The sequence below is a fragment of the Rhodococcus sp. YL-1 genome (assembly GCF_001942025.1).
In the GTDB taxonomy this organism is placed as follows: Bacteria; Actinomycetota; Actinomycetes; order Mycobacteriales; family Mycobacteriaceae; genus Rhodococcus_F; species Rhodococcus_F qingshengii.
Window position 1 is genome coordinate 2,134,251 of the sequence record NZ_CP017299.1, and the last position, 26,928, is coordinate 2,161,178.

General features: G+C 62.9%; 25 protein-coding genes and 1 riboswitch. Of the genes, 12 read left to right on the top strand and 13 right to left on the bottom strand.

What is annotated here, in order from left to right; all coding sequences use genetic code 11:
• The first annotated feature begins 16 nt into the window (after positions 1–16).
• Both BH682_RS09970 and BH682_RS09975 read left to right on the top strand, forming a co-directional pair.
• Positions 17–874, top strand: a complete 858-nt coding sequence (locus BH682_RS09970; protein ID WP_174519480.1) for a bifunctional methylenetetrahydrofolate dehydrogenase/methenyltetrahydrofolate cyclohydrolase — start codon at positions 17–19, stop codon at positions 872–874.
• 5 nt (positions 875–879) lie between these two features.
• The gene (locus tag BH682_RS09975) at positions 880–1,164 is read left to right on the top strand and encodes a DUF3017 domain-containing protein (protein ID WP_003940740.1); all 285 of its coding nucleotides are present in this window, start codon (positions 880–882) and stop codon (positions 1,162–1,164) included.
• 5 nt (positions 1,165–1,169) lie between these two features.
• On the opposite strand, the gene BH682_RS09980 is transcribed toward BH682_RS09975, so the two are convergent.
• The 4 genes from BH682_RS09980 to BH682_RS09995 form a co-directional block, all read right to left on the bottom strand.
• A complete protein-coding gene (locus BH682_RS09980) occupies positions 1,170–1,745 on the bottom strand; it encodes a hypothetical protein (protein WP_075832784.1) in 576 nt (191 codons plus the stop codon).
• Positions 1,745–3,574 (bottom strand): DEAD/DEAH box helicase, encoded by a 1,830-nt coding sequence (locus BH682_RS09985; RefSeq protein ID WP_223304436.1) that lies wholly within the window; start codon positions 3,572–3,574, stop codon positions 1,745–1,747. The genes BH682_RS09980 and BH682_RS09985 overlap by 1 nt, the downstream gene beginning before the upstream one ends.
• A 118-nt stretch (positions 3,575–3,692) precedes the next feature.
• Positions 3,693–4,829, bottom strand: coding sequence for a homoserine O-acetyltransferase MetX (gene metX, locus BH682_RS09990; protein ID WP_007727395.1), 1,137 nt, complete (start codon positions 4,827–4,829; stop codon positions 3,693–3,695).
• A complete protein-coding gene (locus BH682_RS09995) occupies positions 4,826–6,151 on the bottom strand; it encodes a bifunctional o-acetylhomoserine/o-acetylserine sulfhydrylase (RefSeq protein ID WP_007727392.1) in 1,326 nt (441 codons plus the stop codon). Before BH682_RS09995 ends, metX begins: the two co-directional genes overlap by 4 nt.
• A 143-nt stretch (positions 6,152–6,294) precedes the next feature.
• A riboswitch (SAM riboswitch) is annotated at positions 6,295–6,435 on the bottom strand.
• A gap of 305 nt (positions 6,436–6,740) precedes the next feature.
• Between BH682_RS09995 and BH682_RS10000 the strand changes: the two genes are divergently transcribed.
• From BH682_RS10000 to yhjD, 7 genes are all read left to right on the top strand, one after another.
• A complete protein-coding gene (locus BH682_RS10000; RefSeq protein ID WP_003940772.1) occupies positions 6,741–7,964 on the top strand; it encodes an NADP-dependent isocitrate dehydrogenase in 1,224 nt (407 codons plus the stop codon).
• A gap of 199 nt (positions 7,965–8,163) precedes the next feature.
• Complete coding sequence (locus BH682_RS10005) at positions 8,164–9,303, top strand: MFS transporter (protein WP_075832786.1); 1,140 nt, start codon at positions 8,164–8,166, stop codon at positions 9,301–9,303.
• A 36-nt stretch (positions 9,304–9,339) separates the two neighbouring features.
• Positions 9,340–10,185 carry an exodeoxyribonuclease III gene (locus tag BH682_RS10010; protein WP_080726638.1) on the top strand — a complete coding sequence of 282 codons (846 nt, stop codon included), beginning with the start codon at positions 9,340–9,342 and terminating at the stop codon, positions 10,183–10,185.
• Between the two features lie 26 nt (positions 10,186–10,211).
• A complete protein-coding gene (locus BH682_RS10015; RefSeq protein WP_075835223.1) occupies positions 10,212–10,730 on the top strand; it encodes a ribonuclease domain-containing protein in 519 nt (172 codons plus the stop codon).
• A complete protein-coding gene (locus tag BH682_RS10020) occupies positions 10,730–11,224 on the top strand; it encodes a barstar family protein (protein WP_030535081.1) in 495 nt (164 codons plus the stop codon). Before BH682_RS10015 ends, BH682_RS10020 begins: the two co-directional genes overlap by 1 nt.
• Positions 11,225–11,250: 26 nt before the next feature.
• On the top strand, positions 11,251–12,285 hold the full coding sequence (gene trpS / locus BH682_RS10025; protein ID WP_003941025.1) for a tryptophan--tRNA ligase: 1,035 nt from the start codon (positions 11,251–11,253) through the stop codon (positions 12,283–12,285).
• 51 nt (positions 12,286–12,336) lie between these two features.
• On the top strand, positions 12,337–13,371 hold the full coding sequence (gene yhjD, locus BH682_RS10030) for an inner membrane protein YhjD (RefSeq protein WP_007727380.1): 1,035 nt from the start codon (positions 12,337–12,339) through the stop codon (positions 13,369–13,371).
• Here the strand turns inward: yhjD and BH682_RS10035 are convergent.
• Entirely contained in the window at positions 13,368–14,678 is a 1,311-nt protein-coding gene (locus tag BH682_RS10035) for a D-alanyl-D-alanine carboxypeptidase family protein (RefSeq protein WP_083954748.1), read from the bottom strand. The two genes, yhjD and BH682_RS10035, sit on opposite strands and share 4 nt — an antisense overlap.
• 198 nt (positions 14,679–14,876) lie before the next feature.
• On the opposite strand from BH682_RS10035, the gene BH682_RS10040 reads away from it, so the two are divergent.
• A complete protein-coding gene (locus BH682_RS10040; protein ID WP_003940686.1) occupies positions 14,877–15,449 on the top strand; it encodes a dihydrofolate reductase family protein in 573 nt (190 codons plus the stop codon).
• Between the two features lie 62 nt (positions 15,450–15,511).
• Here BH682_RS10040 and BH682_RS10045 read toward each other — a convergent pair whose 3' ends face one another.
• From BH682_RS10045 to iolC, 8 genes are read right to left on the bottom strand one after another with little or no spacing between them, the layout of a single operon-like run.
• Positions 15,512–17,017 (bottom strand): CoA-acylating methylmalonate-semialdehyde dehydrogenase, encoded by a 1,506-nt coding sequence (locus tag BH682_RS10045; protein WP_003941032.1) that lies wholly within the window; start codon positions 17,015–17,017, stop codon positions 15,512–15,514.
• A gap of 24 nt (positions 17,018–17,041) precedes the next feature.
• Complete coding sequence (locus tag BH682_RS10050; protein WP_007727374.1) at positions 17,042–17,926, bottom strand: sugar phosphate isomerase/epimerase family protein; 885 nt, start codon at positions 17,924–17,926, stop codon at positions 17,042–17,044.
• A gap of 2 nt (positions 17,927–17,928) precedes the next feature.
• Complete coding sequence (locus BH682_RS10055; protein ID WP_075832787.1) at positions 17,929–18,969, bottom strand: Gfo/Idh/MocA family protein; 1,041 nt, start codon at positions 18,967–18,969, stop codon at positions 17,929–17,931.
• A 26-nt stretch (positions 18,970–18,995) separates the two neighbouring features.
• Positions 18,996–19,901: a sugar phosphate isomerase/epimerase family protein gene (locus BH682_RS10060; RefSeq protein WP_075832788.1), complete on the bottom strand. Its 906-nt coding sequence runs from the start codon at positions 19,899–19,901 to the stop codon at positions 18,996–18,998.
• Positions 19,902–19,953: 52 nt separating this feature from the next.
• Positions 19,954–21,909, bottom strand: coding sequence for a 3D-(3,5/4)-trihydroxycyclohexane-1,2-dione acylhydrolase (decyclizing) (gene iolD, locus BH682_RS10065; protein WP_064074955.1), 1,956 nt, complete (start codon positions 21,907–21,909; stop codon positions 19,954–19,956).
• 14 nt (positions 21,910–21,923) lie between these two features.
• A complete protein-coding gene (gene iolB / locus BH682_RS10070) occupies positions 21,924–22,796 on the bottom strand; it encodes a 5-deoxy-glucuronate isomerase (protein ID WP_063316668.1) in 873 nt (290 codons plus the stop codon).
• 21 nt (positions 22,797–22,817) lie between these two features.
• Entirely contained in the window at positions 22,818–23,717 is a 900-nt protein-coding gene (locus tag BH682_RS10075) for a Cgl0159 family (beta/alpha)8-fold protein (protein WP_021332504.1), read from the bottom strand.
• Positions 23,710–24,714 (bottom strand): 5-dehydro-2-deoxygluconokinase, encoded by a 1,005-nt coding sequence (gene iolC, locus BH682_RS10080; protein ID WP_172933431.1) that lies wholly within the window; start codon positions 24,712–24,714, stop codon positions 23,710–23,712. The genes BH682_RS10075 and iolC overlap by 8 nt, the downstream gene beginning before the upstream one ends.
• Before the next feature lie 199 nt (positions 24,715–24,913).
• On the opposite strand from iolC, the gene BH682_RS10085 reads away from it, so the two are divergent.
• Positions 24,914–25,651 (top strand): GntR family transcriptional regulator, encoded by a 738-nt coding sequence (locus tag BH682_RS10085; protein WP_003941006.1) that lies wholly within the window; start codon positions 24,914–24,916, stop codon positions 25,649–25,651.
• Between the two features lie 106 nt (positions 25,652–25,757).
• Positions 25,758–26,906, top strand: coding sequence for a Gfo/Idh/MocA family protein (locus BH682_RS10090; protein ID WP_075832790.1), 1,149 nt, complete (start codon positions 25,758–25,760; stop codon positions 26,904–26,906).
• Positions 26,907–26,928 lie beyond the last annotated feature (22 nt).

The following is a 26,928-nucleotide window of genomic DNA, read 5'->3' on the forward strand; positions in this document are numbered from 1 at the left end:
TGGAACAATGGTCGCCGTGACTGCAACGATCCTCGACGGCAAAGCTACCCGCGACGAAATCTTCGAAGACCTGAAGGTGCGGGTGAGCGCTCTGAAGGCAGAGGGCATCACACCCGGCTTGGGCACCATCCTGGTGGGCGACGACCCCGGATCCGCGGCGTACGTGCGCGGCAAGCACAACGACTGCGCCAAGGTCGGCATCAATTCTTTGCGACGCGACCTGCCTGCCGACATCACGCAGGAGCAGCTCAACGCGACGATCGACGAGCTCAATGCCAATCCCGAGTGCACCGGCTACATCGTGCAGTTGCCGCTTCCCAAGCACCTTGACGAGAACGCAGCCCTCGAGCGCATCGACCCCGACAAGGACGCCGACGGCTTGCACCCGGTCAACCTCGGTCGACTGGTGTTGGGCAAGGAAGCCCCGCTGCCGTGCACCCCGCGTGGAATCCTGCATCTCCTGCGCCGCTACGAGGTCCCTATTGCAGGCGCACACGTGGTGGTAGTCGGACGAGGCGTCACAGTCGGTCGCCCGATCGGATTGCTGCTGACGCGTCGTAGCGAGAACGCGACGGTCACGCTCTGCCACACCGGTACCCGCGATCTCGCGGCCGAGGTTCGCCGCGCCGACATCATCGTCGCTGCCGCAGGCGTTCCCGGCCTCATCACCGCAGACATGGTCAAGCCCGGGGCAGCGGTCCTCGACGTCGGCGTCAGTCGCACCGACGACGGCCTGCGCGGCGACGTCGCAGCCGACGTCAGCGAGGTCGCCGGCTTCGTCTCACCCAACCCCGGTGGTGTCGGACCGCTGACCCGCGCGTTCCTGATCACCAACGTGGTCGAGCGCGCCGAGCGGGTTCTGGCCGGAGTCTGAGTCCGATGTCCTCACTGGTCGGCCTCGCGAAGAAGAATCTGCCCATGCTCGCGGTCCTCGCCGTGATCGCGGCGGCCGTGGTTCTCGTGCTGGCCGACCGGTGGCGCCGCGGCGCCCTCGTCTTCGGTGTTGCCGTCATCATCGGAGCTGCCGCTCGGTGGTTCGTTCCCGAGAACCGTGTGGGGTTGCTCGCGGTGCGTGGAAGGGTCTTCGACACTGCGGCGATGGGCGTTATGGGTGTGCTGATCGCGACGCTCGCCCTGACCATCGATCCGCTCGGTACCGACTGAGAAGGTCAGTTCCCGTAGAACGAGCGGATGTTGATGTCGCTCAAGGGGATCCACTCCGGTGACTGAGTGGATGCCGACTTCTTTCCGGCCTTGTCCGGTGCACTTCGCAGCGTCACTGCGAGGACCGGTTCCTCGTCGATTCGCCCGGCCAGGGCGTAGATTGCGGCGAGATGGTGAACGCACGGCGAGCGTCGGCCTGAGCAGTCGCAGCTGGCAGTACACTCCGAAAGATCAACGGCTACTGCGATATTTCGAGCCTGCAGTTCGGTGACGACGCTGTCCGGTAGTTCGCCGGTGGAGACGGATCTGTTGGCCTTGCCAGCCGAGCGGAGAAGGCTCTTCACTGCAGCGATTTCGGATTTGGTCCACAGTGGGACACCAATCGTCACCGACGAGGTTTTTGCTTTGGTGCTCACCTCGGCGACGACGGTCCCCGATGAGACCGCGGTGAATTCCACCGACCCGTTGCGTGCGAGGGTTCGAGCTGTCGGCAGGGACGGGTTCGGACCGGATGCCGCTGTCCGCTCCACTGTGCGCAGCCACGCCCGACCCCAAGCGGTGACGCCGAATTCGTTGGCCATCAGATGATCACCGCGCCGTCGAGTTCGAGAAGTTCACGCAGTTCGGTGTCGGGAAGATCTGCCAGGGCGGCCTCGACGTTCCCGGAGACAGCATCGGCCACAGCTCGTTTGGACTCGTGCATCGCTGCGATGTGATCCTCCACGGTACCGCCCGTCACCAAGGTGTGGACGTTGACGGTGCGTTTCTGGCCGATGCGGTGTGCCCGGTCGGTTGCTTGATCCTCGACGGCTGGGTTCCACCACCGGTCGAAGTGCACGACATGACTTGCGCGCGTGAGGTTGAGGCCGAAGCCGGCGGCGCGCAAGCTCAGAATCAGAACCGGTGGTGAATCCGTCTCGTTCTGGAACGCGTCGACCATCGCGTCTCGTTTGTCGGTGCTCAGGCCGCCGTGGAGGAAAGGCACGGCACCGATACCCAGTTCGGCTCCCAGGTGTCGCGAGAGCATCTCGCCCATCGTCCGGTACTGCGTGAATATCAGCGCGTGATCGCCGTCGTCGACGATCTCGGCGATCATTTCCGTTGCGCGGTCGAGCTTTCCGGATCTTCCGTAGAGGTCGTCCGTATCGCCGGTGACCTGCGCCGGGTGATTGCATACCTGCTTGAGAGTGGTCAGAAGCGCAAGGATGTTGCCACGCCGGGCAATTCCCGTGCCCAATCCGGAGTCGAAAGCATCGGCAACTGCCGACCGGTAGATGCGCGCCTGTTCAGACGTCAGAGTGCACGAGACCGTGGAGAACTGCTTGGGCGGAAGATCCTTGGCCACTGTGTCTTTGGTTCTGCGCAGAATGAAGGGATCGATGACCGCGGCAAGCCTGGTCGCCGCGGTGGCCGATCGACCGGATTCGATCGGTACGGCAAAGCGTTGACGAAACCGTGCGCGAGTTCCGAGGACGTCGGGATTGGCGACGCGAAAGAGCGACCACAATTCTTCGAGACGGTTCTCCACCGGCGTGCCGGTCATCGCTACCTTGACGTCCGCCGACAACTGCATTGCTGCTTTCGCGGCGAGGGAAGCGGGGTTCTTGATCTGTTGCGCCTCGTCGAAGACCACTGAACTCCAATGGACCGGGGCCAATTGGGCTGCGTCGGAACGCAAGACGCTGTAGCTGGTCAGAACCGTAGTGCCGGCGGGGATACGAGTGGGAAGTGCACGGGCGGCCCCGTGATGAACGCGCAGTGGCAGATGCGGAGCGAATCGCTCGATCTCGCGGCGCCAGTTTCCTATCACCGAGGTGGGACACACAACCAGATGCGGACCGTCGCCGGCGCGGATCGCGATCATCGAAATCGCTTGCAGTGTCTTACCCAAACCCATCTCGTCGGCCAAGATCCCACCACCCGAACCCGACAGAGCCGTCAGCCAGGCAACTCCCTGCATTTGATACGGGCGAAGAGTCGCCTGAATCTTTGCTCGGCGAAGGCTGTCCACGGCTGTACGCGCATCCGTGAACAACCGCACCGTGGACTCGGCGCTTCGGATCTTCGTGTCGTCGCGCTCGATAGCGGCATGCGCTGCGGTCGGAATGTCATGTGCGCCGGTGTCGATGACGCGCTTCCACGCGAGCAGCGACGATCCGAGGTCGCCGCGACCAGCATCGAGGTTGTGGAACGCGTCGATCGCGGTGGTGAGGTCGAGCAGTTGCGCTCCGACGTCGGTTGCTGTGATCGACTCGTCGACCGGGATCGCAAGCCTGCACACGCCCGGCGACCCGGTCGGCATCCCCAGTGCCGACAGCCGCGCTGCCGGGTCTGCGTCACCCCAGAACGCGAAGGACATGTGCTCGGGAATGTACGTAGCCTGCAGGCGCGTCGAGCATGGCTGATTCACGTTCGCCGATGCTAGCCGCGCCGGCTCACGTTCGCCAATGAGAATGTCGGGAAAACCCGCAGATCAGCTGTGGTTTTCCCGACATTGACGAATCCTGAAAACGTGGCTCTGTGCCGAATCAGCGAGCCGTACGTGCGAACTCCATCGTTCGGCGAAGCAGTCCGGCGACGGCGTCCGCCTCCGTCAGGAAGCCGTCGTGGCCGTCCTTGGACTTGAGAATCTCGAGGCCGCTGCACGTGGAAATTCCGTCGGCGATCTCCTCCTGCAAGCGAAGGGGATACAGCCGATCCGAGTCGACGCCGCCCACCACGACCGGTGCCGTGATCGATGCCAACGCCGCCGCAACACCGCCGCGTCCACGACCGATGTCGTGCCGGTTCATGGCCTCGGTCAGGAGGACGTACGTGCTCGGGTCGAAGCGGTCGACCAGCTTGTCTGCCTGATGTTCCAGGTAACTCTGTACGGCGTATCGTCCACCGTTCCAAGGATTTTCGTCGTTCTGAGCGGAGTTCTCGAAGCGCGCGTCCAGTTCGGACTCGGTGCGGTACGTCAGGTGCGCGATGCGACGGGCGATGCCGAGTCCGGTGCGAGGTGCCCGCCCCGTTCCGTGGTAGTCACCGCCCTGCCAATCCGGATCGGAGACGATGGCAGCGATCTGCGTCGTCTGGGTGCCGATCTGATCTGCAGTGGCCCGTGAACCGGTTGCGAGAACCAACGCGGAGCGAATGCCGTCCGGGTAGGTAACTGCCCATTCGAGGGTGCGCATGCCCCCCATGGATCCGCCGACTACCGAGGCCAACTGGTCGATCCCGAGGAGATCGACGAGCTTCTTCTCCGCCGCGATCTGATCCCGGATGGAGATCTCCGGGAACCTGCTGCCCCACGGCTTGCCGTCGTCGGCCGGCGAACTGGGACCGGTCGTGCCGCGACAACCACCGAGGACATTGGTTGCGATGACGCACCATTCGCCGGTGTCGATCGGTTCGCCGGGGCCGACCATCCCGTTCCACCAGCCGGGGGAGGGCTGATTCGCGGAGATCGGTCCGGTGACGTGTGAGTCTCCGGTCAGTGCGTGCTCGACGAGTACGACGTTGTCGCGGTTCGGGGAAAGCTCACCCCACCGCTGAACGGCGAGCGAAACCGATGGGAGCACCGCGCCGCTCTCGAGTTCCAAGGCACCGATGTCGACGAACCCCACCTGGCCGTCGGGTGGGGGCAGGAGGTCGATCCTGGGCTCCAATTCGTTCACGGTCACGAGTTTGCCACCGCTGCCAGGCCGACGGTGAGATCGGCGAGGATGTCGTCGATTCCTTCGATGCCGACCGCGAGGCGGACGAGCCCGGGTGTGACACCGGAGGCGAGCTGCTCTTCGGGGGTGAGCTGCGAGTGTGTCGTCGACGCGGGGTGGATGACGAGTGAGCGAACGTCACCGATGTTGGCGACGTGGCTGTGCAGCGTCAGGGCGTTGACGAATGTCTTGCCCGCATCGATACCGCCGGGCAGCTCGAAGGTGACGATGGCGCCGGTTCCCTTGGGCGTCAGCTGCTTTCCACGTTCGAACCATGGCGAGGAGGGAAGTCCCGCGTAGGAAACGGAGGCCACCTCGACGTGACCGTCGAGGAATTCGGCGACCTTCTGTGCATTGGATACGTGGCGCTCGATGCGCAGGCTCAAGGTTTCGATACCCTGCGCGATGAGGAACGCGTTGAACGGCGCCACGGCGGAACCGAGATCGCGCAGCAGTTGGACGCGGGCCTTGAGTGCGAACGCCGGCGCGCCGAGGTCCGCGAAGGTGACGCCGTGGTAGCTGGGATCAGGCGTCGTGAAGTTCGTGTGGCGACCCTGCGTCCAGTCGAAAGTGCCACCGTCGACGATGACGCCGGCGATCGCGGTGCCGTGTCCACCAAGGTATTTGGTGGCGGAGTGAACGACGATGTCGGCGCCGTGTTCGAGTGGGCGAAGCAGGTACGGCGTCGCGACTGTGTTGTCCACGATCAACGGAAGACCGTTCTCGTGGGCCAGTGACGAGATACCGGGTAGGTCGAGGATGTGGTTCTTCGGATTGGCGATCGTTTCGCCGTAGAACGCCTTCGTGTTCGGGCGAATGGCTTCGCGCCACTGCTCGAGATTGTCGGGATCCTCGACGAACGTGACTTCGATGCCCAGCTTACGAAGGGTGTAATGCAGGAGGTTGTACGTGCCGCCGTACAGGTACGGGCTGGAGACGATGTGGTCGCCGGCCTCGGCGATGTTGAGGATCGCGATGGTCTCGGCGGCCTGACCCGAGGAGAGGAGGAGTGCGGCGACTCCGCCTTCGAGGGCAGCGATGCGCTGCTCGACGGCGTCTTGTGTGGGATTCATGATCCGCGTGTAGATGTTGCCCGGCTCGGCGAGGCCGAACAGTGCAGCAGCGTGATCGGTGCTGTCGAAGACGTAGCTGGTGGTCTGGTAGATCGGCAGAGCGCGCGCATTTGTGGCGGTGTCCGCTGTTTGTCCGGCGTGGACCTGCTTGGTCTCGAACGACCAGTTGGCGGTCGGATCCGAAGTTGCTGCGGCGTCGGCTGTGTTGTCGGTCATGATCTGTTCACTCCAGTGGTCTGACGGATAGATGTCGGACGGGGGCGAATGATCGCCGCCCCGTGCTGGGGTCTATCTACAAGTGCGACACATACTGAAATACCTCCGTGGGGCTCGGCCCGGTCTGGGGTCCGTCCCTGTCGGACCCGCGCTTGTCACCCGAATTGCGGTGGAACTGCGCGAGCAGATCCACGTCGGGAAACCTGGTCATCACCCGGGGCACCCCACCGCGGTTGGAGGGTTGCCGTCCAGCGAGCCGGGGCTTGACGCTGGCACTCATGACCAAGTCGGATTCTACCGGGAAGTGAGCGCAGTCCTGACACGGGGCGAAATGTGAGCCGCAACCGCACGCGAGGCAGGGCGACGCAGCCCACTAGCAGGCAAAAGTTACTCGCGAGTAGAGACCGATGAGTGGACCTGCCGGTTGCGGCCTCACGGGTTAGCAGTACGCTTGTCTTGTTTGGGACTCATCTCCCGAGATCAGTCCACACCGTCTAGGTTTGATAATCGAACCGTTCGCGGACCCACTCACAAAGTGTGACCGCAACCGTGTAACCAGGGAAACTTCCTAGGAGGACGCGAAGCACCCATGTCCAAAATCAAGGTTGAGGGCACCGTCGTCGAACTCGACGGCGATGAGATGACGCGCATTATCTGGCAGTTCATCAAAGACAAGTTGATCCATCCGTATCTCGATGTGAACCTCGAGTACTACGACCTCGGTATCGAGTACCGCGACGAGACCGACGACCAGGTCACCATCGACGCAGCGCACGCGATCCAGAAGCACGGCGTCGGCGTCAAATGCGCCACGATCACGCCGGACGAGGCACGTGTCGAGGAATTCGGTCTCAAGAAGATGTGGCGTTCCCCGAACGGAACGATCCGCAACATTCTCGGCGGCACGATCTTCCGCGCACCGATCATCATCTCCAACGTTCCGCGACTCGTTCCGGGCTGGACCAAGCCGATCATCATCGGCCGTCACGCATTCGGCGACCAGTACCGCGCCACAGACTTCAAGGTCCCCGGCCCCGGCAAGGTGATGATCACCTACACGCCTGAGGACGGCAGCGCACCGATCGAGCACGAACTGGTCAACTTCCCCGAAGAGGGCGGCGTCGTCCAGGGGCAGTACAACTTCACCACGTCCATCCGTGACTTCGCTCGCGCGTCGCTCACCTACGGACTGCAGCAGAACTACCCGGTGTACCTGTCCACCAAGAACACCATTCTCAAGGCGTACGACGGTGCCTTCAAGGACATCTTCCAGCACGTCTACGAGACCGAGTTCAAGGCTGAGTTCGATGCTGCAGGTCTGACCTACGAGCACCGCCTCATCGACGACATGGTCGCTTCCGCACTCAAGTGGGAGGGCGGATACGTCTGGGCATGCAAGAACTACGACGGCGACGTCCAGTCCGACACCGTGGCCCAGGGCTTCGGTTCGCTCGGCCTCATGACGTCGGTTCTGCTGACACCGGACGGAAAGACCTGTGAGGCAGAGGCTGCTCACGGCACCGTGACGCGTCACTACCGTCAGCACCAGCAGGGCAAGCCCACCTCGACCAACCCGATCGCGTCCATCTTCGCGTGGACCCGCGGGCTCGAGCATCGTGGCAAGCTCGACAGCACCCCTGAGGTCATCGGCTTCGCGCAGGCGCTCGAAGACGTTGTCATCAAGACCGTCGAAAGCGGCCAGATGACCAAGGACCTCTCGATGCTGGTCGGCGGCGATCAGGGCTACCTGACCACCGAGGAGTTCCTCGGCGCGCTCGACGTGAACCTGCAGAAGGCCATGGCCGCGAAGTAGATTCACCGCTTCACCTGTCAAATGGGACGTCTGGGAAACCGGGCGTCCCATTTGTGTTCGCGGTCTCAAGTGAGTGAACTCACCCGCTCTCACTTGGAAGTTCAACCAGGTGTGAGACCACAATTGATCAGTGACTTCGTCTACCCTCTCCCTTTCTGACACCTCGACACCCGGGGTTCGTTCCGCCAGAGGTCCGGCGATGCTCGCTCTTGCCCTCGGCGGTTTCGGTATCGGCACCACCGAGTTCGTCGCCATGGGATTGCTCCCGGAAATGGCAACCGGGCTCGGTGTCTCGGAACCCATCGCGGGCCACGTGATCTCGGCATACGCGCTCGGGGTTGTCGTCGGTGCTCCACTGATCGCTGCACTCACCGCACGGGTTCCGCGCCGCACCCTGTTGATCGCACTCATGGTCGCGTTCACCGTCGGCAATGCCGCTTCGGTTTTCGCGCCCTCGTACACGACGCTGATGATGGCCCGCTTCGTCGCCGGATTGCCGCACGGCGCCTACTTCGGAGTCGCCGCACTGGTCGCAGCTCACCTGGCCGAACCGGGAAAACGCGCGAAGGCCGTCGCGATGGTGATGATGGGTCTTTCCGTGGCCAACGTGATCGGTGTGCCGGTCGCGGCCTGGATCGGCCAGGCACTCGGCTGGCGCAGCGCCTTCGCCTTGGTTGCGGTGATCGGAGTGGCAACGGTTGCTTCGCTTTTCGTCTGGATTCCGCGGTTGGACGGTATGCCGGTGACGAATCCGATCACCGAACTCGGGGCACTGGGCCGCGTTCAGGTGTGGATGACCTTGATCGTGGGCATGGTCGGATTCGGCGGGATGTTTGCCGTCTACACCTACATCAGTACGACTCTCACCGACGTGTCCGGGCTTGGCGCTTCGTTCATTCCCCTCGCACTCATGCTGTACGGACTGGGCATGGTGGCCGGCAACTTCGTCGGTGGATACCTCGCGGATCGCGCACTGATGAAGGGCTTGTTCCTGTCGATGGGATCCCTCGTTGTGATCCTCGCGGTCTTCGTGATCGCCGTGCGCAATCCGTACACGGCACTGATCTTCGTCTTCCTCATCGGGCTCGCCGGGTCGTCGATGGTGCCTGGCCTCCAGACACGGTTGATGGATGTCGCCGAGGATGCTCAGACCTTGGCCGCGTCTCTCAATCACGCCGCACTCAACATCGCCAACGCCTTCGGAGCGTGGATCGGCGGCGTCGTCATCGCAGCCGGTTACGGGTACACCGCGCCGGCAGCGGTGGGGTCGTTGCTGGCCGTCGCGGGTCTCGTCGTGCTGGCGGTAGCGGTGATTCTGCAGCGTAGGGCCGCGCGCTGACCTGGGCGCCCATCCGCGTCGGTGGAATCGGCTACGGTGCTTGCCGTGCCACAAACTGCTGACTCCCACATTCTCGCGCCCCACACCATCACGTCCGTGAACGTCAACGGCGTTCGAGCAGCTGCCCGCAAGGGCATGCTCGACTGGCTGGAGAAGACGTCGGCGGATTTCATCTGCCTTCAGGAAACGCGTGCGTCGGACGATCAGCTTCGCGAGACTCTCGAACCAGCGCTCGGCAACGGATGGTTCCTCGTCTCCGCCGAGCCGTCCGCGAAGGGACGCAACGGAGTCGCGGTGCTCTCACGCACGGAACCTGACGCGGTGCGGATCGGTCACGGGGACGACGAGTTTCTCGACGCCGGTCGATACATCGAAGCCGACTTCGCGGATCTGACCGTCGCGAGCCTGTACCTGCCCTCCGGTGAGGCGCTCACGCCGAAGCAGGAGGAGAAGGAGCGGTTCATGGCGTCCTTCGCAGTTCACCTCGCTACCACCGCTGCGGCGGCCGAGGCTGCCGATCGTCACGTGGTGGTCAGCGGCGATTGGAACATCGCGCACACCGAACTCGACCTCAAGAACTGGAAGACCAACAAGAAGTCCTCGGGATTCCTCCCCGAGGAGCGCGCCTGGATGGATCTGCTGTTCGCCGAAGATTCCGCGTGGGTGGACGTCTTCCGCACCCTCCATCCGGGTGTCGACGGCCCGTACTCGTGGTGGTCGTACCGCGGAAAGGCATTCGACAACGATTCGGGTTGGCGTATCGATTACCAGGTTGCCACTCGCGGATACGCCGAGCGGGCCAAGGTCGCGCTCGTGGAACGCGCTGAGTCCTACGACCTCCGTTGGTCGGATCATGCGCCTGTCACCGTCTCGTACCGATAGAGACGCGTATGTCTGAAGGTCTGAAAATGCCGAGCGCAAAGACGCGCAACGCCATCATCACCGTCGTGGTGGCGGTGGTTGCGCTCGTACTGGCGGTCACCCTTTCTTCACGTGACTCCGACAGTTCGGCGTCGTCGGGTACGAAGTCCTCGAGCGTTCAGTCCTCGAGTGGTCAAGCCAAGCCGGGTGCTACCACCAAGGCTGCGCCGTCGAGTTCCGTGCCCTCGAGCTCCGCTGTCAAGACAACGCAGCAGACGAACAGCGATGCGCCGGCGCGAGTGCTCGCCACGCTGGTGGAGATCGACGCCGGACGGTGGCCGGATTCCGCCAATGCGCCGGGCACCAAGGGCGGCATCACCTTCCGCAACAGCGAAGGACGTCTACCCGCTGTCGGTGCCGGTGGCGGACGTGTCGTCTATCAGGAATGGGACGTGAACCCGAAGAAGAACGGCCAAGGACGCGACGCCGAGCGAATCGTCACCGGCAACGACGGTTCGGCGTGGTACACCCTCGATCACTACGACACGTTTGTGAGGATTCGCTGATGTCCGACTCGTCTACGGTCAGCGTGGCGCAGTGGCTGGATCCGTCTTCGGATGTGGCTTCGGTGGCCCTGCAGAGCGACCCGGCCGTTGCAGATGATCTTGCACGTCAACTCCGTGCCGAGAATTTTGTCGTTCGGGTGGTTCGCGGCGAGAACATGCGAACAACGGCGCAGGTCTTCGACGAGTTCGCGGCAGCCTTCCAGTTTCCGTCCCACTTCGGACGAAACAAAGACGCTTTCGACGATGTCATGCGCGATCTCGACGACGTCCTCGGACTCGGCGCCGGATATGTAGTTGTGGTCCGAGGCGCGGGTTCTCTACTGTCCGAGCAACAGGATCAGTTGGAGTGGTTCTGCGAAACGATGGACTTCTACGCCGAAGAATGGGAACCCGTCGTTTTCCGGACCGTCTACCAGTTCGGTGCGGAGGACCTCACCGCCCACGGTGAAGACCTCGTCGAACTCGACTACCCGGGCACCACGCCACTGCACTGATTTCCACTCGTGAAAAGATCGGAACCATGTCGACCCCTGCAGAACAGAAGCCCACCGCAAAGCCTCGCGTGCTTTCCGGAATCCAGCCGACGTCGGATTCTTTCCACCTCGGCAACTACCTGGGTGCGCTGCAGCAGTGGGTTCCGTTGCAGGACGATTTCGACGCTTTCTACTTCATTCCGGATCTTCACGCCATCACGGTGACGCAGGACCCGAAGGAATTGCGTCGTCGCACCAAGGTTGCGGTGGCTCAGCTCCTTGCGGTGGGGATCGATCCGGATCGGGCGACGCTGTTCGTGCAGAGTCAGGTTCCCGAGCACGCACAGTTGGCGTGGGTCCTGAACTGCATCACCGGTTTCGGTGAAGCCAGTCGTATGACGCAGTTCAAGGACAAGTCCGCCAAGCAAGGCAGCGACAACGCCAGTGTCGGCTTGTTCACGTATCCGGTTCTGATGGCCGCGGACATCCTTCTGTACCGCCCGCAGCGAGTCCCCGTGGGTGAGGATCAGCGTCAGCACCTCGAACTCGCACGCGATCTGGCCGGCCGGTTCAACACCCGCTACGGCAAGGCGTTCGTCGTTCCCGAGCCGCAGATCATCAAGGGCACGGCAAAGATCTACGACCTGCAGGATCCAACCGCGAAGATGAGCAAGTCCGCCGCCAGTGCGGCCGGACTGATCAATCTGCTCGACGATCCGAAGGTGTCGGCGAAGAAGATCAAGTCGGCCGTCACCGACAATGAGCGCGAGATTCGTTTCGACCCGCAGGCCAAGCCGGGCGTCAGCAACCTGCTCACCATTCAGTCGGCTCTCTCGGGAGTACCGATCGAGACTCTGGTGGCCGGTTACGAGGGCAAGGGGTACGGCGACCTCAAGACCGATACCGCTGACGTGCTGACCGAGTTCGTCACCCCACTCAAGGCGAAGGTCGACGGTTACCTCGCCGACGAGGCAGAGCTGGATCGCATCATCGCGGCCGGAGCGCACCGCGCCCGTGAGGTGTCTTCACGCACTCTCGCCGCTGTCTATGACAAGGTCGGATTCCTGGCACCGAAGGGCTGACTTACGCGAATTCGGACTCACGACGCCTGACCGAACATGAGGGGGACGGCAATGGCTGACACGGACGACGACGCACCGAGCTTCCTCGAGAAGCAACGGGCAGCGCGACCCTGGCTCGATCATCTGGTTCGCGCGGCCGGACGGTTTCAAGAGCAAAAAGGCGACTATTACGCTGCTGGTATCACGTACTTCAGCGTTCTCGCGTTGATTCCGATCATGATGGTCGCGTTTGCAGTGGCCGGTTTCGTATTGGCCGGGCATCCCGAGTACCTGGAGTCGATTCAGGAGCAGATCACCAAGAGCATTCCGGGCAGCTTGGGTGACACCATCAACACGCTGATCGATTCGGCCATCGACTCGCGCGCGAGCGTCGGAATCTTCGGCCTCCTGGGTGCTGCGTACGCGGGTCTCGGTTGGATGGCAAATGTTCGCGACGCGCTGACGGCGATGTGGGAGAGCAAGCGCGAGCCCAAGGGGTTCGTACGTACCAAACTTGGTGACGCAGGGGCCCTCGTCGGTCTGGCTCTCGCCATGGTCGTCTCACTGGGAATGTCGGCGCTGAGCAGTGGGCCGGTTGCGACTCAGATCGTGAAATGGCTCAACCTCGAGAACATCACCGGTGTCGGCGTGGGGCTCAGAGTTGTTTCACTGTTGCTCTCACTCCTGGCGACGTGGGCGGTGTTCCTGTGGGTTATCGCCCGGCTGCCGCGCGAGCCTGTCACGCTGCGTAGCGCTGCGCAGGCAGCGGTTATCGCCGCGATTGTGTTCGAGATCTTCAAGCAGGTGGGTGCGATCTACCTCGCTGCCGTCACCAACGGACCAGCGGGCGTGGCATTCGGTCCGATCATCGGTTTGCTCGTGTTCGTGTTCACGGCGTCACGGATGCTGCTGTTCTGCACGGCGTGGGCGGCGACGACCAAGGAAAGTATGGCCCTGGCGTTCGTTCCGCCGCCGGATCCCGCAGTGATCTCGCCGCGAATCGTTGTCAGTGACGGTGCTTCACCGTCTCGCGTGGCTGCGCTGATCGCCACGGGTGCGGTTGCCGGCCTGGGTCTTTCGGGCTTCATGCGTCGTCGGCCGCGCTAGCGCCTCCGACGGTTGAGGGCAACGGCTCCCGCCACCAGCGCGATCACCACTACTCCGCCGACCGCACCGATGAGTATGCGGTCAGTGGTGTCGGATTCGGCGTCGGTAGCGGTGGGTGCAGCCGAGATCGAGCCTGGTGCAGCGGCAGACGGTGTGCGAGTGACCTCGGGCGAGGCATCGTCGGTGGATCGGTCCGTCAACGAGCCGACGGTTGTGCTCGCGGGGAGTGCATATCCGTAGTCGAGTAGACGGGCAGCTTGTTCCCACGGACGGATCGGCTTGGCTTCGCCGCCCATCAATGTCACCAGTAGTTTCCGGCCGTTACGCTCCGCGCCACCCACATACGTGTGGCGGGCGTCGTCGGTGAAGCCGGTCTTGCCGCCCAATGCGCCGTCGTAGTTGTAGAGCAGCTGATTGTCGTTGGCGAGAGTGAATCCGGGGCGGTCCTGATCGTCGGGAATCGTCGGATCCTTGGGGAAGCCGGGAAATTCGACGGTCTCGGTATGGATCAGACCGGCAAACGTCGGATTCTGCAGGGCGGTATGGAAAATCACGGCCAGGTCGTACGGCGAGCTGCTCATCCCCGGGCCGTCGAGTCCGGATGGAGTTGCCGTGCGAGTGTCGAGGGCGCCGAGTTCGGCCGCGAGCGCGTTCATTTTCGACACGGCTGCAGCGTCACCGCCGAGTTGGCGGGCAAGAGCATGCGCGGCATCGTTTCCCGACGCCATGACCAGACCCTGCATCAGTTGCCGGTTGGTGTACTTGCCGCCCTTGCCGATGCCGACAGCGCTACCTTCAGCGTCCGCGTCTTCGGCAGTTGCGGTGATTTCGGTGTCGAGATCGAGTTCGTCGAGCGCGACAAGAGCCAAGAGCATCTTGATGGTGCTGGCCGGTCGGTAGCGACCGTGCGGATCTTTCGCGGCGAGGACCTCACCGGTTTCGGCGTCCGCGAGTACCCATCCGGATGCCGCGATATCCGCCGGGAGCGGGGGAGCGCCGTCAGGGAGTACAACACCGCACTCGCCGAGCTTGTCTCCACCGACAGGGCTTTCCGGAATCGGGACAGCAGTCGGGGCCGTAGATCCGGGCGCGGGTGCTTCGGAGAGATCGATCGCCGGTGCCGGGCTACTCGTGAAAGGGCAGCTGTCGGTGTTGGGTGTTGTGAACGGCGCTTCGGTGGTGGTGGGCGGCGGCGGGGCCGGTTGGGCGCCGGCCACTCCCGAGGTCTCTACGACACCGGTAAACGCAATGCTCCCTGAGAGCACTGTTCCGGCTACTGCCACTGCACACTTTCGACGCCACATCATCGATATACGAGGGTATGCGAACCTGAGGGAACGTCCGAATCGCGACGCAAGCAGAGGGATCGAAAACAGGCGATTCGGTTTGTACATCGGTCATAGTGGACGATCGCCGCCGATGAGTTCCACCACCACGCAGAGTCTGTAACAGTGGGGTAGTCGGCTACTCGAATGGCGCACACGCACTGACGACAGGGGATCGGTATGGGCAAGATCGTGGTGACAGAATTCGTGTCTTTGGACATGGTGATGGAAGCTCCCGGTGGCGAACCGGGTTATGCGCACACTGGATGGGTCTTTCCGTACCAGGAGGGCGATCAGATGAAGTTCAAACTCGACGAAACCCTCGCCGCGGACGTCCTTCTGCTCGGGCGGCGGACCTACGAGAGCTTCGCCGGTGCCTGGCCCGAGCGCGAGGACGACCAAGGCTTTGCGGACAAGATGAACGAGATGCCCAAGTACGTCGTCACGAGTTCGACCGAACCGCTCGAATGGAACAACTCGACGGCGCTCGACGGTCCCATCGAGGAATCTGTCCCGAAGCTCAAGGAGCAGATCGACGGCGAGATCCTGGTCGCGGGAAGTCGGACGCTCGTCCACGCGTTGTTGCTGGCCGGTCTGGTCGACGAGCTTCGTCTGATGGTCTTCCCGGTCATTCTCGGGTCCGGCGGGAGAGTGTTCCCCGAATCGGCCGACAAGATCGTCCTCGAGTTGAAGGACGATCGTCGGTACGAATCCGGAGTTCAGGTACTGACGTACCACCCCACGGTCACGTAGACCTCTCGAAAACATCTGTGGCCGAGCCTCTTCGAGAGTCTCGGCCACAGATGTCTTGCCGGCTAACTGTTTTCGGGAAAGCCGAGGTTGATGCCGCCGTGGCTGGGGTCGAGCCAGCGACTGGTGACGGCTTTACCTCGCGTGAAGAAATGAACACCTTCTGTCCCGTGAGCGTGGGTGTCACCGAAGAGGCTGTTCTTCCAGCCGCCGAAGCTGTAGTAGGCCATGGGAACCGGGATGGGGACGTTGATGCCGATCATGCCGACCTCCACCTCGTTCTGGAAGCGTCGGGCAGCGCCGCCGTCGTTGGTGAAGATGGCGGTGCCGTTTCCGTACGGGTTGTTGTTGATCAGTTCGAGGGCTTGGTCGTAGGTATCGACGCGCACGACGGAGAGAACAGGCCCGAAGATTTCGTCGGTGTAGATCGACATGTCGGTGGTGACGTGGTCGATGAGGGTGGGCCCAAGCCAGAAGCCGTCCGGTCCACCATCGGCCTGGACTGTGCGTCCGTCGACCACGATGGTGGCGCCGTCCTTCTCGCCTGCATCGACGTATGAGGCGACCTTGTCGCGGTGGGCCTTGGTGACGAGCGGACCCATGTCGGAGTTCTTTGTGCCGTCACCGGTGACGAGGGGAGTGGTGCGTTCGACGATCTTGGCGACAAGTTCGTCGGCGATGTCGCCGACTGCGACCAGAGCGGAGATCGCCATGCATCGTTCACCCGCGGAGCCGAATCCCGCGTTGACCATTGCGTCGGCGGCGAGGTCGAGGTCGGCGTCCGGCAGAACGATGGCGTGGTTCTTGGCGCCGCCGAGTGCTTGCACGCGTTTGCCGTTGGCGGTGCCGGTGGCATAGACGTACTGGGCGATGGGGGTGGATCCGACAAACGAAATCGCTTTGACTGCTTTGTTTTCCAGAAGTTCGTCGACGGCGAGCTTGTCACCTTGGAGGACGTTGAAGACGCCGGGGGGCAGACCGGCTTCGGCCCAGAGTTCGGCGAGCCAGATCGCCGCGGTGGGGTCCTTCTCCGAGGGCTTGAGAATCACGGTGTTCCCGGCGGCAATGGCGACCGGGAAGAACCACATGGGGACCATCGCGGGAAAGTTGAAGGGCGAGATGATGCCGACGGGGCCGAGGGGTTGGCGGATGGAGTAGACGTCGACCTTGGTCGATGCATTCTCGGTGTATCCGCCCTTGAGGAGATGCGGTATTCCGCAAGCGAATTCGACAACTTCCTGCCCGCGGCTGATTTCGCCGAGGGCGTCGGAGAGAACCTTGCCGTGCTCGGCTGTGATGATCTCGGCGAGTTCACCTTTGCGAGCGTTGAGGAGTTCGCGGAAGCTGAACAGTACCTGTGTGCGCCGGGCCAGTGAGGTGTCACGCCAGGCGGGGAAGGCCGCCGCAGCCGCGTCGATGACAGCGCGGGCGTCCTCGAGGTTCGCCAGGGCCAGTCGGCCGGTGATCTGTCCGGTGGCGGGGTTGGTGACGGTGGCGGTGTCCTCGGACGTTCCGGCGAACGGCTTGCCGTCCAGCCAGTGCGCGATGACACGAGTATCAGTGCTGGTCATGGTATTTCCTAGTGGTCTGGTGACTCAGGAGTTCGGGGAGGTGTACTTGGCGACGTAGTCGTTCATCGTCTCGCGCTGGTACCGGGAAACCTCGTGCGCGTTTTCGTTCTCGGCGAAGACGCTCGACACCATCACGGCGTTCTCACGTTCGTAGAAGCCGAGTTTGCCGAGACCGCCGAAGAATTCGTCCCAGTTGACGTCTCCGTCACCGATTTTGAGATGCTGATGCACTCGAACGGCATTGCCTGGCGGGTTGGTGATGTAGCGCAGTCCGTGGGAACGGTGATGATCCATGGTGTCCGCCACGTGAACGAGTCGGACCATGTCGCCGGCGGCCTCCATGATGGCGGGAAGGTCCCCACCCATGTGGAATTGGTGGCACGCCACGATCACCATGCCGAGGTTCTTGGAGTTCACACCACGGATCGTGCGGATCGCGGCTAGTCCGTCTTCGACAAAATCGTCCGGGTGGGGGTCGATCAGGACGTCGATTCCCTCGCGTTCGATGATCGGAACCAGTTCCTCCATCGAACGATAGAACGCACGCTCGGACTCTTCGGCCTTTTCGGGGCGGCCGGAGAATTCGGTGTTCATGACGTTGACACCGAGATCGACCGTGATCTGGATGGCCCGCTTCCAGTAGCGCACGGCTGCTTCGCGAGCGTCCTCGTCCGGGCCGGACCACCGAAGGACCGGGAGCACCGACGCGATGCCGACTCCCGCACTCGCGCAGGCCTTCCGGAACTCGGTGACGAGCGCGTCGTCGGCTTTCGGGTGATTGAAGAACGGGATCATGTCGACGTGCGGTGTGAGCTGCAGGTACTCGTACCCGAGATCGGCAACAACCTGAGGTAGCTCGAGTAGTGAGTAATCGTGATGGAAAGGTGTGGGGTCGAGTGCGACCTTCATCGCTAAGCTCCGGCCACAGAGTCGCGCGCAACCATGTCCACGACGACGCGCTGACCCGTCTCCAGAGACTTCACACCGGCGGCGCAGACAGCGGCCGCGGCGTACCCGTCCCAAGCACCTGGTCCGTCGATGTAGTTGCCGGTGCCGGCGCCCGTCTTCACTGCCTTGATCCACCGGGCGAACTCGGTGTCGTAGGCCTGCCCGAAGCGTTCGCGGAATCCTGGGGTGATCTGCCCACCCCAGTTGCCGGGCTTGGTCTTTCGGATCAGTCCCACGTCGAGTCCGATCATCGCGCTTCCGAGTTCGCCGACAACTTCGGTGCGCACCTCGTAGGCAACTCCGGTGGTGACAAACACCTCGGCGTCGACGTGCCTGCCTGACTCGGTCTCGAAGATCGCGATCTGCGGGTCCTGAATACCCGCGGGAGCCAGCGAATTCGCGGCCGGTCGGATGATCTGGACGGAGGTGATTTCTTCGTCGAGCAGGAAACGCGTCACGTCGACCTCGTGGACGAGTGAGTCCTTGACGATCATCGCGCTGTCGAAACCCTTCGGAACCGCAGGATTACGATGCGCACAGTGCACCACGAGCGGGCGACCGAGATCGCCGCTGTCGATCAAATCCTTGAGCTGGGTGTATTCGTGGTCGAACCGCCGCATGAAGCCGACCTGGATCAGCTTCTTGCCCAGCGCTGCTTCGGCTTTCACGATCGCGAGCGAACTGTCCGCGTCGGTGGTCAGCGGCTTTTCGCAGAGAACAGGCTTGCCCGCTTCGAGGCAGGCAAGAACCTGCTTCTCATGGGTCGGGCCCGGGGTTGCGAGAACAACGGCGTCGACGTCTTCGGCTGCGATGGCATCGAAGGGATCGACGACGACGCGCGCCCCTGGCGTCAGTGCTGCGATTTCCTCGGCGCGGGCCAGCGAGTAGTCGTTGACGACGGTGACGCGGGCACCGCCGATCTTGTTGGTGATGCGGTCGACGTGATCGGCCCCCATGATGCCGACGCCGAGCACTGCGATCCGGAGATCCTGGTTGTCAGACATGCGGTGGTACTCCTCGATTGTGTTGCTCAGCTGAAACGGACGGCGGGGACGCCACAGGTGGACAGGTACTTCTGGGTGCGCGCTGCGATGGGCAGCGGTGTGTCGGGATGGCAGGGATACATGTCCTGCTCGACGATCGCGAACACGTCGATGCCGAGCTTCTCGATGGCCTCCAGAAGCGGTGGCATGTCGGGGATTCCGCGCGGCGGTTCGATCATGGCACCGAGTTTGACGGCCTCACCGAACGGCAGGTCCTCCGCCTCAACCTTGGCGACTATCGTCGGATCCACCTGCTTGAGGTGTAGGTACCCGATGCGCTCCGGATGTTTGTCGATAATTGCGAGATTGTCGCCGCCGCAGTAGCTGATGTGGCCGGTGTCGAGACACAGATTCACGAAACGCTCGTCGGTCCCTTCGAGGAACTTGTAGACGTTGTCCTCGATGTCGACGTGACTGTCGGCATGAGGATGGTACTGCGCCATGACGCCGTACTCCTCGAGCATTGCCTTCCCGAGAGCGTTCATGCCGTCGGTTTTCTTACGCCACTGCTCGGGCGTCAGATTGCGGTCTTCGAGTACCGCTCCGGTGGAAGGGTCGCGCCACATCTCAGGGATGACCACCACGTGCTTGCCGCCGACGGCTGCGGTCAACTTGGCGACGTCCTTGATCTGATTCCAGACGGCATCCCAGGAATCGTCCTGGTGCAGGTGTTCGAAAACGGTACCGGCCGAAAGCTTCAGGCCGCGGGCGCCGAGTTCGTCCGTCAACTTGGCTGGATCGGTCGGAAGGTATCCGAACGGGCCGAGTTCGATCCATTCGTATCCCGACGCGGATACCTCGTCGAGGAATCGTGTGTAAGGGGTCTGCTGTGGATCGTCCGGAAACCACACGCCCCAGGAGTCGGGGGCTGATCCGACGCGAATCGCGCTCATGTCTAGATTCCTTTCGCGGGCAAGCTTTATGGGGTGTGGTTGTGCGGAATTTTCATTCGGATGGACGGAGGTACGGTCGCTGGATCTTCTTCCAGGACTCGTAAGTTGTCCGTGCCTTCTTGGTGGACTCCAGTTCGGAGGTGGCCGATACCGGTACATCCCACCAGGATTCGCTGTCCGGGGCGCCGATCAGCGGATCGGTTTCGACGTGGATGACGGTGCTGGTGTCGCTTGCTTTGGCAACCTTGATCGCGTCGGCGAACTCGGCAGCGGTGTTGGCGCGGATGACGTCGACACCGAGGCTGGCAGCGTTCGCGGCCAGATCGACCGGGAGAACCCCTCCGTCGAGACGTCCGTCATTCGAGCGGTAGCGGTACTGCGTGCCGAAGCGCTGGGAACCCAGCGACTCGGACAGTGAACCGATGGAGGCAAATCCGTGATTCTGCACCAGGACGACGATGACCTTGAGGCGTTCCTGTACGGCGGTGACCAATTCGGTGGCCATCATCAGATAGGAACCGTCTCCGACCATCACGAACACGTCGCGATCGGGGCACGCCATGCGGACGCCTAGACCGCCGGCAACTTCGTATCCCATGCACGAGTACCCGTATTCGACGTGATACCCCTTGGAATCACGGGTTCGCCACAGCTTGTGGAGGTCACCCGGCATGGACCCGGCAGCGCACACCACGACGTCACGTGGATCGGACAGTGTGTTGACCAGGCCGATCACCTGATTCTGATTCAGTGACCCGTCGGCAGCGGGTTCGGCTGGGTTGTAGACGGATTCGACGATCGCATCCCAATCGCGAGCGAGGTCACCGATCCTGGACGCGTATTCGTCGTCCACCCGGTAGTCGTTCAGTGCAAGTGCCAGCGCGTCGAGTGCCTCACGTGCGTCGGCGACAACGCTGACTCCGCCCTGCTTCACGGAGTCCAGTGATGCGACGTTGATGTTGACGAAGCGAACGTCGGGATTGGTGAACGCGGTGCGGGACGCGCTCGTGAAATCGCTGTACCGCGTGCCGATACCGATGACGACGTCAGCCTCGGTGGCCAGTGCGTTTGCAGCCGTAGTGCCGGTGGACCCCACCGCCCCGACGGATTGTGGATGGTCGTAGACCAAGGAACCCTTGCCGGCCTGGCTCTGCCCCACGGGGATTCCGGTTTGCGCACAGAACGCTGATAGAGAGTCGCTGGCCTGGCTGTAGATCACGCCGCCGCCGGCGACGATCAGTGGCTTGCGAGCCGAGCGGATGATCGCGGCGGCGCGTTCGATCACCGATCGTTCGGGGAGCGGGCGGGCCACGTGCCAGACTCGCTCGGCGAAGAAGGACTCGGGCCAGTCGAAAGCCTCGGCCTGCACGTCCTGCGGGATGGCGATGGTGACTGCGCCGGTCTCGACGGGATCAGTGAGAACGCGCATCCCGGCGAGCAGAGCGCTCGGCAACTGCTCCGGGCGCCATACCCGATCGAAGTATCGTGAGACCGGTTTGAAAGCGTCGTTGACTGTGACGTCGCCGCTCGACGGGAGTTCGAGTTCCTGCAAGACGGGGGCACTGGCGCGGGTCGCGAAAGTGTCTGCGGGAAGGAGTAATACAGGTAGACGGTTGATGGTGGCCAGTGCCGCGCCGGTGATCATATTGGTGGCACCGGGGCCGACGCTGGACGAGACTGCCCACGTCTGCAGGCGGTCCTTCATGCGGGCGTGCGCGACAGCCGAGTGCACCATCGCCTGTTCATTGCGGCCGAGCACGTAGGGGAGTGTCGGCTCACGGCCGGCGTCGAGATCCTGGATCTCGGCCTGCAAGAGTGCCTGCCCCAGTCCGGCGACGTTGCCGTGCCCGAAGATTCCGAAGCAGCCGGCGAACAGCTTGGTGCGCTGGCCGTCGCGTTCGGTGTACTGGTTGGCGAGGAAGCGGACGACAGCTTGAGAAACGGTGAGGTATACGGTCGGCTCGTCGCGAGGTGGACGATTGCCGGTTGCGTTGTTGGTGGGTGCCACAGCTTTCACTTCCGTCAGTTGTGGGACTGCAACGGCAGTCGAGGGTCGATGTCCTGGTGATCCCAGCTTCCACGTAGCCAGGTGTGTTGCGGATCGTCACAGATGTTCCACGCCCGGATCTCGCCCGAACCTGCCATGACATTGAGGTAGTACATGTGGTGGCCCGGCGCTGCGATGGACGGGCCGTGATAGCCGTGCGGCACGAGGACGACGTCGCCCGAGCGGACTTCCTCGAGCACCTCGATAGGTCTCTCGGCAGTTCCGTACACGCGGTGGTAGCCGAAACCTTCGGTCCCGGTGGGGCTTCTGTCGATCTCGAAGTAGTAGATCTCTTCCAGGGCCGATTCGACGTCGCTGTTCTCGTCGTGTTTGTGGCTGGGATACGACGACCAGTTCCCGCCGGGCGTGATGACCTCACACGCGATGATGGAGTCGGCCTCGAAGGTGTCTGCAGTGGCGAAGTTGTGAACCTGTCGGCTGCAGTTTCCGGCGCCGCGAAGTTCGACCGCGACTCCGGACGCGGGACCGTATCGATGGGGAAGCTTGGCGCCGGCGCGCGCTCCGCACAGGGCGAAGCGGCCTCCGCCCGTGCTGCTGACCGAGTAGTCGGCGTCGCGACCGACGTACGCGAAATCGCTCGGACCGTCGAAAACCGATGCGCGGCCGGTCAGGGGAATCTCCGTCCCCTCGGCAACAACGACGGCCGAACCCGCCAGTGGAACGACGATGATCTCGTTCTCGCCGGACTGCAGGTGGACGTTCGCACCCGGGGCGAGTTCGAGTGTCCACAAGCTGGATTCGGTCCACCCGGCGGACTCCGGCGTGACCACTGTCGTGAAATCACGGTCGGCGGACGATCCGGCGGGGACGTAGTACTTGCTGAACATCTTGCTCCTGCCAGGTCGGTTCTAGTGGACGAGCTTGACTGCGGTGTCGACGGCCGCGGTCACGTCGCCGTCGGGTGGGTAGAGCAGCGCGCGTCCGACGATCAGTCCGCGCACGGACGGCAGCTGAAGTGCAGCGTCCCACTTTGCGTACGTTTCTTCCGGCGCGATCTGCGGATCTCCCCCCAGGAGGAGCGTCGGGAGGGTGGTCGCATCCATGACGCGTTCCATCTCGTCGACGACCGGCAGTTTCATCCACGTGTACGCCGAGGTGGAGCCGAGACCTTGGGAGATGTGGATGGATTTGATGACGGCGTCAGGGCTGAGATCGTTGACCACCTTGCCGTTTACGCGACTGGAGAGAAACGGCTCGAGCATCGCGATCAGTCCGGCCGCGGCCAGTTCGTCCACGGCTTCGGCACATGCCGTCATGGTGGGCAGTGTGCCCGCGTCGTCGAGTGCGATGCGTAGCAGCATCTTTCCGCCGTTCATTCCGAACTTCGCGGTGCCCGCCGCGGTGTAACCCGTCATGCGGTCGTCGAGTTCGAAGCTCGCGCCTGCCAGGCCGCCGCGGTTCATCGACGAGAAGACGACCTTGTCGTCGAGGGCGCCGAGGAGGAGCAGATCGTCGAGAATGTCCGCGGTGCCGAGAACGCCGTCGACTCCGGGATTGTCGAGCGCAGTGCGTAATCTGTCGAGCAGATCGGTACGACTGTTCATCGCTGTCGGCTTGCCACCGACAGACAGTGCCCCACGGGCCGGGTGATCGGCAGCGACGATCATCAGTCGACCATTGCCTCGAACAGTGGCGCGAGGAGTTCGCGCTGCCCAGGCCTTTTCGATGATCTGCGGATCGCTCGCACGCAGTTCCGTCACTTCGGCGTAGGTGGTGGCGAGGGGGCGGGCGGCGAGCTTGTCAGACATTGACTGCCTCCGTGGCTGTGGCTTCGGCGAGATCGTGGACTTCTTCGGCGGTCGGCATCGCAGTGGAGCATTCGAGCCGAGATGCGACTATCGCGCCGGCCGCGTTGGCGTACCGCAGTACCTTCTCCAGCGGCCACCCGGCCAACAGTCCGTGGCACAGTGATCCCCCGAAGCTGTCGCCTGCTCCCAGCCCGTTGACCACGTCGACGGCGTTGGGCGGCACGGTGATCGATTGCTTTCGTGTTTTGCCGAGTACACCCTTCGGGCCCTGCTTCACGATGGCCAGTTCGACTCCGAGGTCGAGAAGCGCGTCCGCGGCCTTGTTCGGGTTGGTCTCACCGACAGCGATTTCGCACTCTTCACGATTCCCCACGGCTACCGTCACGTGCGCCAGAGCGCGCTGCACCTGAGTGGTTGCTTCCTGGGGCGTCGACCAGAACATCGGGCGGTAGTCCAGATCGAGGACCGTCAGCGGGCGTCGTTCGCGGGCTTCCCAGGCCGCGAAGTGTGCACTGCGACTCGGTTCTTCGGACAGCCCCGTCACAGTCGACCAGTAGAGGGACGCTGTTCGAACGGCGTCGAGGTCGATGTCTTCCGGGGTGATCCGAAGATCGGGCGCATGCGGCTTGCGGTAGAAGTACAGCGGAAAGTCGTCAGGAGGGAAGATCTCGCAGAACGTCACCGGTGTCGGGTACTCGGAATTGGTGACGACAAACCTGTTGTCGACGCCCAGACGTGCCAACTCGCGTGTGACGAACTTTCCGAAAGGATCGCTGCCTACGCCGGAGATCAGTGCTGCTCGCCGGCCGAGGCGTGCAGCCGCCACCGAGACATTGGCTGCGCTGCCGCCGAGGAACTTGCCGAACGTCTCGACGTCCTCGAGTCCGACACCGGTCTGAAGTGGGTAGATGTCCACACCCGATCGGCCGATGGCAAGCACGTCGAAGGGTGCGTCAGGGATGTGTGACCCGCTCTGGTGAGTGTTGATGCTTGTCAAAACTGACTCCCGAGAGTTCGTGGTGGGTTGCCCACGCAGGGCACCGATGTATGACTGAAACTGTGCGCCGCGACATAGCGATTGTCAATAGTTTGTCTGGACATTATGACTTGCGGTCAAGTGAATGTTAGTGTTCGCATACACTGCCGAGAGAAGTAGCGTCGATACGGCGCCTTCCCAAGACAGATCGGAGTTGGCCGTGGTCGCAGCACTCGCCGTCGAGTTGGACCGCTCGAGCCCGGTGCCGCTGTATTTTCAGCTGGCACAGGCAATCGAGGGCGCTATTCTCGGTGGCGAACTTGCCCCAGGTGATCGCTTCGAGAACGAACTGGCGTTGGCCAAACGGCTCAATCTCTCACGTCCGACCACTCGACGCGCGATCCAGGAACTGGTGGACAAGGGACTACTTGTTCGTAAGCGGGGAGTCGGAACACAGGTGGTGCAAAGTCCGGTGCACCGCCCGGTCGAGCTCACCAGCCTGTTCGACGACCTTGCGAGGGCCGGCCAGGCGCCGACGACCAAGCTGCTCGAGTTCACGGTGGGAGTTCCCGCCGAGGACGTTGCCGCGGAACTCAACCTCGAACCTGACGCCGAAGTGGCCACCATCAGGCGTCTGCGAAGCACCAACGGCGAACCGCTTGCCGTGATGACCAATTACATTCCGGTGGACATCGCACCCGATCCCGAGGAGTTGGAGACGCAGGGGCTGTACCAAACCTTGCGAACTCGCGGTGTTCACATCCGTGTCGCGCGGCAGCGAATCGGCGCTCGGGCGGCGACTCGCGAAGAAGCAGGATTGCTCGACGAGAAAGTGGGTGCTGCCCTCTTGACCATGAGCCGCACTGCATTTGACGATTCAGGTAGCGCCGTCGAGTACGGCAGCCACTGCTACCGAGCGTCGCGTTACTACTTCGACACCACCGTGGTCGACCGCTAGATCTCGATCCCGGTGACACGAGTACCCGCCTGACCGAGTCAGTGGGGGTGATTTGTGATCCCAGCATTTCAGCGATCCTTCGATCATTCGACCCGAACGGAGCCTCATGACAGGCATTTCAGTAGCAGTTGCCGGATTCGGATGGATGGGCCGCGTCCACACGCAGGCGTATCTGCGTCTGCGGCAGCACTATCCCCAGCTTCCCGTGATCCGCCTGGCTGCCGTCGCCGACGAGGTGCCTGGCCGAGGGGAGGAAGCAGCGGACCAATTCGGTTTCGAAGCTTTCACCCAGGATTGGCGCGATATCGCAGCCGATCCGGCCATCGACGCGGTGAGCATCACGGCCCCGAACTTCTTGCACCGTGAAATCGGCGTCGCAATGGCAGAAGCCGGCAAACACATCTGGATCGAGAAGCCCGTCGGCTTGTCCACGGAAGACGCCAAAGCTGTTGCCGCAGCAGTCTCGAATGCCGGTGTGCAGTCGACCGTCGGCTTCAACTACCGAAACGCGCCGGCTGTGGCCCTGGCAAAAAGCCTGATCGACTCAGGGGAGTTGGGCACGATCACGCACTCGCGTTTTCGTTTCCTCAGCGACTATGCGGCCCACCCTGAAGGTGCTTTGAGTTGGCGATACGAGCGTGAACGCGGCGGCGCCGGCGTCCTGGGCGACTTGGCCTCGCACGGCATCGATCTGATTCGTCATCTTCTCGGTGACGTCGACGCTCTCGTTGCGGATACTGCGATCTTCATCCCGGAGCGTGCGCGTCCGTCCGCCGCTACCAGTGGACATGCGCGGGCCAGCGGTGGGGAGATGGGGGCTGTCGAGAACGAAGACTTCGTCAGCGCACTGCTGCGCCTCGGCTCGGGTGGCCGGTGCACCCTCGAAGCATGCCGCGTCGCCGTGGGAGAGCAGAACAATTACGGATTCGAGGTTCACGGCACGAAGGGTGCCGTGTTCTGGGACTACCGCCGGATGGGTGAACTGGGCACCAGCCTGGGCTCGAAGTATCAGGACCAATCCGTCACGACGGTTCTGGTCGGCCCCGAGTCCGGTGAGTTCGGCCGCTTCCAGCCTGGCGCGGCCAACGCGATGGGCTACGACGACCTGAAAGTGATCGAGGCTCGCAATTTCATCGCCTCGATCGTGGACGGAGCGCCGCAGGGCGCGACCATCGCTGATGCAGTCGCGTCCGCACAGGCTCTGGACGCGATGGTCGCCTCGGTGACCTCCGGCAGCTGGATTTCTCTCGGCTGATCGACAGCTCCTCCGAAAGGCT